Source organism: Pseudomonas sp. SWRI51, from assembly GCF_014268825.1.
GTDB lineage: Bacteria > Pseudomonadota > Gammaproteobacteria > Pseudomonadales > Pseudomonadaceae > Aquipseudomonas > Aquipseudomonas farsensis.
Genome location: NZ_JABWRG010000159.1, coordinates 1 through 4,796, shown reverse-complemented (window position 1 = coordinate 4,796; position 4,796 = coordinate 1). Strand labels below are relative to the sequence as shown.

Genomic DNA, 4,796 nt, shown 5'->3' with positions numbered 1-4,796 from the left:
GGGCTGCGCAGCAGCCCTTTGGGTTTCAGGGCTGCTGCGCAGCCCAACGCGGGGCAAGCCCGCTCGCCACAATTAGATATGCCTGGCCAGAACAGGCTTGTACAAAACCAGAGAATCTCCCCCAGAAGCCTGAAGTGGTGATCTGAAAGCGTCATCTGTGTAGGGATTGCCCTACAGCAAGTCTTCCATCTGGCTGATGACATTCTCTCTGCGCCCCCGATTTCCGGGGTTTTGCGCCTCTTCTACGCTAGTGCCTACGCAGTCATTCCAACAAGAAGGTGCAGGGCATGAGCGAGGCGAATTCGAACGAGACGCTGGTCAGCTTCCGTGGTGTGCAGAAGAGCTACGACGGCGAATCGCTGATCGTCAAAGACCTCAACCTGGACATTCGCAAAGGCGAGTTCCTGACCTTGCTCGGCCCCTCGGGCTCCGGCAAGACCACCAGCCTGATGATGCTGGCCGGCTTCGAGACCCCCACCGCTGGCGAGATCCTGCTGGACGGGCGCTCGATCAACAACGTGCCGCCGCACAAGCGCGACATCGGCATGGTGTTCCAGAACTACGCGCTGTTCCCGCACATGACGGTTGCCGAGAACCTGGCGTTTCCGCTGAGCGTGCGCAACCTGAGCAAGACCGACATCAGCGAGCGGGTCAAGCGCGTGCTGGGCATGGTCCAGCTCGACGCCTTCGCCAAGCGCTACCCGGGCCAGCTTTCCGGTGGCCAGCAGCAGCGCGTGGCGTTGGCCCGTGCGCTGGTGTTCGAGCCGCAGTTGGTGCTGATGGACGAACCTCTGGGTGCGCTGGACAAACAACTGCGCGAACACATGCAGATGGAAATCAAGCATATCCACCAGCGCCTGGGCGTCACTGTGGTGTACGTGACCCACGACCAGGGCGAGGCGCTGACCATGTCCGACCGCGTTGCGGTGTTCCACCAAGGCGAAATTCAGCAGATTGCCGACCCCCGCACCCTCTACGAAGAGCCGTGCAATACCTTCGTGGCTAACTTCATCGGCGAGAACAACCGCATCAACGGCACGTTGCTTGCCAGCGACGGTACGCGTTGCCAGGTGCAGTTGCCGCGTGGCGAGCGGGTCGAGGCCTTGGCAGTAAACGTCGGCAAGGCCGGCGAGCCGGTCACGCTGTCGGTGCGCCCCGAGCGTGTGCGCCTTAATGGCCACAGCGAAAGCTGCGTCAACCGCTTCTCGGGCCGAGTGGCCGAATTCATCTACCTGGGCGACCACGTGCGCGTGCGCCTTGAGGTCTGCGGCAAGGCCGATTTCTTCGTCAAGCAGCCAATCGCCGAGCTCGACCCGGCGCTGGCTGTGGGCGATGTGGTACCGCTGGGCTGGGAGGTGGAGCACGCCCGCGCGCTCGATCCGATTGCCGAAGCCCACTGATCGATTGCTTCACCAACCCTGTACTGTGGAGAGAACAATAATGCGCAAGCAGTTGAAACTGACCGCCCTGGCCCTTGGCCTGGTAACCGCAGGCCAAGCCCTGGCTGCGGACCTCACGGTAATTTCGTTCGGCGGTGCCAACAAGGCGGCCCAGGTCAAGGCGTTCTACGAGCCGTGGGAAAAGGCGGGCAAAGGCAAGATCGTCGCCGGTGAGTACAACGGCGAGATGGCCAAGATCAAAGCCATGGTCGACACCAAGAGCGTGTCCTGGAACCTGGTCGAAGTCGAGTCGCCGGAGCTGGCACGGGGTTGCGACGAGGGCATGTTCGAAGAGCTCGACCCTGCGCTGTTCGGCAACGAGAGCGACTACGTCAAGGGTGCTATCCAGCCCTGCGGCGTCGGCTTCTTCGTCTGGTCCACCGTGCTGGCCTATAACGCCGACAAGCTCAAGACCGCACCCACCAGCTGGGCCGATTTCTGGGACACCAAGAAATTCCCTGGCAAGCGCGGCCTGCGCAAGGGCGCCAAGTACACCCTGGAATTCGCGCTGATGGCCGACGGCGTGGCGCCGAAGGATGTCTACCAGGTGCTGGGCACCAAAGACGGCGTGGACCGCGCCTTCAAGAAGCTCGACCAACTCAAGGCCAGCATCCAGTGGTGGGAAGCTGGCGCCCAGCCGCCGCAGTACCTGGCCTCGGGTGACGTGGTCATGAGTTCTGCCTACAACGGCCGCATCGCCGCCGTGCAGAAAGAAAGCAACCTCAAGGTGGTGTGGAACGGCGGCATCTACGACTTCGATGCCTGGGCCATCCCGAAAGGCGCCAAGAACGCCGAAGAGGCGAAGAAGTTCATCGCCTACAGCGTGGCGCCCGAGCAGCAGAAGATCTACTCCGAGAACATCGCCTACGGCCCGGCCAACACCAAGGCTGTGCCGCTGCTGGCCGATGAGGTGAAGAAAGACATGCCGACCACGCCTGAGAACATCGCCAACCAGGTGCAGATCGACGTGGCCTTCTGGGCCGACAACAGCGAACAGCTGGAGCAACGCTTCAACGCCTGGGCTGCGAAGAAGTAACACACGCCCGTGGGGCGCCGGCCGTGTGGCTGGCGCCCGCCGTTTTCCCGAATTCCGGAGTTCGCCATGGCCATTGCAGTGCCCCTCAACGACGGCGCAGGTAAAAGCCTCAAGCAGCGCCTCAAGCATGCCGAGCGGGTCAACCGCTGGAAGGCCCAGGCGTTGATCGCGCCGTTGGCGCTGTTCCTTTTGCTGGTGTTCCTGGTGCCGATTGCGGCGCTGTTGTACAAGAGCATCGGCAACCCCGAGGTGGTCGCCGGCCTGCCGCGCACTGTCGAGGCCGTGGCGCAGTGGGATGGCAAGAGCCTGCCCGCGGAGCCTGTGTACAAGGCCTTGAGCGAAGACCTTGCCGAATCGCGCAAGAACCAGACCTTGGGCGACCTGTCCAAGCGCCTGAACATGGAGCTGGCCGGCTACCGCAGCCTGCTGGCCAAGACCGCCCGGGCGCTGCCGTTCAAGGTCGAGCCTGCCTCTTATAAAGAAGCCCTGCAGAGCATCGATGAGCGCTGGGGCGACCCTGCCTACTGGCAGGCGATTCGCCGCAACACCAGCAGCGTCACGCCGTTCTACCTGCTGGCGTCGGCCGATCACCGGATCGACGACCTTGGCGAACTGGCCAAGACCACGCCTGACCAGGCCATTTACCTGGATATCTTCGCCCGGACCCTGTGGATGGGGGTGGTGATCACCGCCATCTGCCTGGTGCTGGCCTACCCGCTGGCGTACCTGCTGGCCAACCTGCCGACCCGGCAGAGCAACCTGCTGATGATTCTTGTGCTGCTGCCGTTCTGGACCTCGATTCTGGTGCGGGTGGCGGCGTGGATCGTACTGTTGCAGTCCGGCGGGCTGATCAACAGTGCGCTGATGGCGATGGGCATCATCGACCAGCCGCTGGAGTTGGTGTTCAACCGCACGGGTGTGTACATCTCGATGGTGCACATTCTGCTGCCGTTCATGATCCTGCCGCTGTACAGCGTGATGAAGGGCATTTCGCCCAGCTACATGCGCGCCGCGATCTCGCTGGGCTGTCACCCGTTCGCAAGCTTCTGGCGGGTGTACTTCCCGCAGACTTACGCAGGGGTGGGTGCTGGCTGCCTGCTGGTGTTCATTCTGGCCATCGGCTACTACATCACCCCGGCACTGCTGGGCAGCCCCAACGACCAGATGGTCAGCTACTTCGTGGCCTTCTACACCAACACCAGCATCAACTGGGGCATGGCGACCGCGCTCGGCGGGTTGCTGCTGCTGGCCACCGTGCTGCTGTACCTGATCTATAGCTGGCTGGTCGGCGCCAGCCGCCTGCGCCTGAGCTGAGGAGCCTTGTCATGCTGAGCCCCTACATGTCGCCCGTAGAGCGGGTGTGGTTCTACACCCTGCGCATTCTGTGTGGCCTGATTCTGCTGTTCCTGGTGCTGCCGGTGCTGGTGATCATCCCGCTTTCATTCAACAGCGGCAGTTTCCTGGTGTACCCGCTGCAGGGCTTCTCGCTGCACTGGTATCAAGACTTCTTCGCCTCGGCGGAATGGATGCGCGCCCTGAAGAACAGCATCATCGTCGCCCCGGCGGCGACGGTGCTGGCCATGGTCTTCGGTACGCTGGCCGCTATCGGCCTGACCCGCGGCGACTTCCCCGGCAAGTCGCTGGTGATGGCGCTGGTGATTTCGCCCATGGTGGTACCGGTGGTGATCATTGGTGTGGCCAGCTACCTGTTCTTCGCGCCGCTGGGCATGGGCAACAGCTTTGCCTCGCTGATTCTGGTGCATGCCGTGCTGGGTGTGCCGTTTGTGATCATTACCGTGTCGGCGACCTTGCAGGGCTTCAACTACAACCTGGTACGGGCCGCGGCCAGCCTGGGCGCCTCGCCGCTGCTGGCGTTTCGTCGGGTGACATTGCCGCTGATTGCGCCGGGGGTGATCTCCGGGGCGTTGTTCGCCTTTGCCACATCGTTCGATGAGGTGGTGGTGACCCTGTTTCTGGCCGGCCCCGAGCAGGCGACCCTGCCACGGCAGATGTTCAGCGGTATCCGCGAGAACCTCAGCCCGACCATCGCAGCGGCGGCTACCTTGTTGATCGCGTTTTCGGTGGTGTTGCTGCTGACGCTTGAATGGTTGCGGGGGCGCAGTGAAAAACTGCGTACCCAGCAACCCGGCTGAACGCTGGTTACCCGCGCTGGCCTCATCGCAGGCTGGCGCCAGCTCCCACAGGAATCTGGGCCAGACCTCGATATTGCGGCTGAACGCGGCTTCTGTGGGAGATTCTATGGTTTCGGGCAAGTCGCTTTTGATTGTGTAGGAGCGGCCTTGTGTCGCGAAAGGGCTGCG

At 62.7% G+C, this 4,796-nt stretch carries 4 protein-coding genes; all 4 read left to right on the top strand.

Translation table 11 applies throughout. The features are described 5' to 3' along the window. Window positions 1-287: 287 nt before the first annotated feature. The 4 genes from HU720_RS23710 (at window position 288) to HU720_RS23695 (ending at window position 4,628) form a co-directional block, all read left to right on the top strand. Window positions 288-1,400: an ABC transporter ATP-binding protein gene (locus HU720_RS23710; protein ID WP_186523560.1), complete on the top strand. Its 1,113-nt coding sequence runs from the start codon at window positions 288-290 to the stop codon at window positions 1,398-1,400. 40 nt (window positions 1,401-1,440) lie between these two features. Then, window positions 1,441-2,475, top strand: coding sequence for an ABC transporter substrate-binding protein (locus tag HU720_RS23705; RefSeq protein WP_186523559.1), 1,035 nt, complete (start codon window positions 1,441-1,443; stop codon window positions 2,473-2,475). Between the two features lie 66 nt (window positions 2,476-2,541). Continuing rightward, window positions 2,542-3,789, top strand: coding sequence for an ABC transporter permease (locus tag HU720_RS23700; RefSeq protein WP_186523557.1), 1,248 nt, complete (start codon window positions 2,542-2,544; stop codon window positions 3,787-3,789). Window positions 3,790-3,800: 11 nt separating this feature from the next. Next, complete coding sequence (locus HU720_RS23695) at window positions 3,801-4,628, top strand: ABC transporter permease (RefSeq protein ID WP_186523555.1); 828 nt, start codon at window positions 3,801-3,803, stop codon at window positions 4,626-4,628. Window positions 4,629-4,796 lie beyond the last annotated feature (168 nt).